Origin of the sequence: Amycolatopsis sp. NPDC059657 (assembly GCF_042734395.1) — a bacterium.
Taxonomy (GTDB): domain Bacteria; phylum Actinomycetota; class Actinomycetes; order Mycobacteriales; family Pseudonocardiaceae; genus Amycolatopsis.
The window spans coordinates 1-2650 of sequence record NZ_JBHWEB010000257.1 but is presented as its reverse complement, the minus strand read 5'-3'; the positions used below and the strand labels follow the sequence as shown (position 1 = coordinate 2650).

The following is a 2650-nucleotide window of genomic DNA, read 5'->3' as shown; positions in this document are numbered from 1 at the left end:
ACGGCCGGTTCTAACCGGCCGTACCACTCACGACCCGGTCGCGGCAGCCGTGGCGTAGGTCGTCAAAGGCCGGTTCTGTAGAGCGAAAAGGCAAAGGTGGCATGTGTCGCTGGGCCGACTGCTGTCGTGTCGTCTGTTCAGGTACGCGTGTCGTCCGTCTGTGCACGAGTGTCGTCCGACCAGGTACACGTGATGGGTCGCGGCCCCATGTTCAAACCCACCCATCACAGCCATGGCGGGCCGACCGATGTACGTGGATGGACGCCATCCGTACACAGATGGACGACACGCCCTTAGAACCCCAGGTAGGTGGCGGCGAGTGCGGCTGCCGTTTCGGCCAGCTTCCGGCGGAGTTCGGGCGGTTCCAGTACCTCGAGTCCCGCGCCGAAGCGGAGGAAGTCGGCGAGCGCGTGGTCGGCCGACTCGATCGGCACGATCGCGCGCACCCAGCCGTCCGCGTCCGGTTCGCCCGCGGTGTCCTCAATGGACTTCACGGCGGCCGGATTCATCATGTCGGGCAAGCGTTCCATCGAGAACGGGGAGAGCCGGATGACGGCTTCGGCTTGGAGCCGTCGCGCGTCGAAGTCGGCCAGCGAGGACTGCCAGTATCCGGCGAGATCGAAGCTTTCGGGACGCTCGAAGGTGTCGTCGAGCACCTCGAGTTCGAGTATCTGTGAAACCCGGTACGTACGCGGGCTTCCGTCGCTCGCGGCGACCAGATACCAGCGGCCCGCCTTGAGTACGAGACCGTAGGGATCGAGTAAGCGCACGACGTCCTGCGGCGCTTTCCAGCGGTGGTAGAGCACGCGCACGCGCCGCGCGTTCCAGACGGCGCCAGCGGCGGCTTCGAGGTGCGGCGTGGTGTCGCCGTCGTGGTACCAGTTGGGCGCGTCGAGATGGAAACGTTCCTGCAGCCGCCCGGCGCGGTCGCGGAGTTCGGGCGGCAGGGCCGCGGTGAGCTTGAGTTTGGACGCGGCGACCGCGTTGCCCAGCCCCAGTTCGGCCGCGGGACCGGGCAGCCCGGTGAGGAAGAGGGAGCCGGCTTCTTCGGCGGTGAGGCCGGTGAGCTTGGTCCGGTAGCCGTCGAGCAGCTGGTAGCCGCCCGCATGGCCGGCGTCGCCGTAGAGCGGGATCCCGGCCGCGTGCAGCGAGTCGACGTCGCGGTAGATGGTGCGGACCGACACCTCGAGCTCTGCGGCGAGCTGGCGCGCGGTCATCCGGCCACGGGCCTGCAGCAGAAGCAGCAGTGAGACCAGCCGGGACGCGCGCATACGGTGGGTATACCACCGCGGGTCACCCGGGGCCGGACAGTGAAACTCACGCGAAAAGTGTCGGTGGGTCCCCCTAGGGTCGGTCGCATGAAAACTGGGTGGAAGACCTTGGGTGTGATGGCCGCGGCGGCGTCGCTCGTCGCGGGGATGGTGAGCCCTGCGGGCGCCACTGGGCGGATCGGGTGGGCGGCGAGCTGGTCGGCGTCGGTGCAGGCGCCGGTGGCGGGGCTGCTCGGGCCCAACTGGTCGCTCGACGGGTTCGCGAACCAGTCGGTGCGGCAGGTGGTGAGGGTGTCCACGGCAGGCGCCGCGGTGCGGTTGCGGCTCTCGACGGTGTACAACACGACGCCGCTGCGGCTGGCCGGGGCCACGGTGGGCAAGGCCGGCGCGGGTGCCGAGGTGCGGCCGGGCACGCTGCGGCCGGTGACGTTCGGGCATGCCACCTCGGGGGTTTTCGCGCCGGGGCGGGAATGGCTGAGTGATCCGGTGCTTTTGCCGGTGGGGCCGCTGGATCGGCTGGCGGTGACGTTCTACTTCGCCGAGCCGACAGGGCCGACGACGTTCCATGCCTTCGCGACGGCGACGAGTTACCGGGCGGCGGGTGATCACCGGTTCGACCGGGTCGGCGGTGCGTTCGGCGAGACCTCGGCGTCCTGGTACTACCTGGCTGGGGTGGACGTGCTCGGTGCCGCGCGGCCGCACTCGGTGGTGGCGTTCGGCGACTCGATCACCGATGGCGCCGGCGCGACCCAGGACGCGGACAACCGGTATCCCGACGAGCTGGCCGAGCGGCTGGCCGCGGCGCGGCGGCCCGTCGGGGTGGTCAACGCGGGCATCGGCGGTAACCGCGTGCTCAACGACTCGACGTGTTTCGGGGAGAAGGCGACCGCGCGGTTCGAGCGGGACGCGCTGGACCAGCCGGGGGTGCGGACGGTCATCGTGCTGGAGGGCATCAACGACATCCACTCCGGTGGCGTGGACTTCGAGTGCTTCCGGCCGAACCCGGTGATCACCGCGGGGCAGCTGATCGACGGGCACCGTGCGCTGATCAAGGCGGCCCACCGCGCCGGCGTGCGGATGATCGGCGCGACGATCCTGCCGTACAAGGGCTCGCCGTTCTTCACCGACGCGGGGGAGAAGGTGCGTGACGAGGTCAACGCCTGGATCCGCACCAGCGGTGAGTACGACGCGGTCGTCGACCTGGAGCGTGCCACGGTCGACCCGGCCGATGCCGACAAGCTCAACCCGGCCTTCGACAGCGGGGACGCGCTGCACCCCAACGACGCGGGCTACAAGGCCATGGCGGACGCCGTGGATCTCGGCAGGTTGTAGGGGGTCGTGGGGGGGGTTGGGGGGGGGTAAGCGGGCGACCCCACCAC

The 2650-nt window shown here is 69.9% G+C and carries 2 protein-coding genes; one reads left to right on the top strand and one right to left on the bottom strand.

What is annotated here, in order from left to right; translation table 11 throughout:
* Positions 1-293 precede the first annotated feature (293 nt).
* Positions 294-1271 carry a helix-turn-helix transcriptional regulator gene (locus ACFV15_RS48040; protein WP_378360209.1) on the bottom strand — a complete coding sequence of 326 codons (978 nt, stop codon included), beginning with the start codon at positions 1269-1271 and terminating at the stop codon, positions 294-296.
* Between the two features lie 87 nt (positions 1272-1358).
* Here ACFV15_RS48040 and ACFV15_RS48035 point away from each other — a divergent pair, with 87 nt between their 5' ends.
* Positions 1359-2603 carry an SGNH/GDSL hydrolase family protein gene (locus ACFV15_RS48035; RefSeq protein WP_378360208.1) on the top strand — a complete coding sequence of 415 codons (1245 nt, stop codon included), beginning with the start codon at positions 1359-1361 and terminating at the stop codon, positions 2601-2603.
* Positions 2604-2650: the final 47 nt, after the last annotated feature.

Bases quoted from the DNA above. Each gene is read 5' to 3' on its own strand.
- ACFV15_RS48040 (WP_378360209.1), bottom strand. From the start codon at position 1,271: ATGCGCGCGTCCCGGCTGGTCTCACTGCTGCTTCTGCTGCAGGCCCGT.
- ACFV15_RS48035 (WP_378360208.1), top strand. From the start codon at position 1,359: ATGAAAACTGGGTGGAAGACCTTGGGTGTGATGGCCGCGGCGGCGTCG.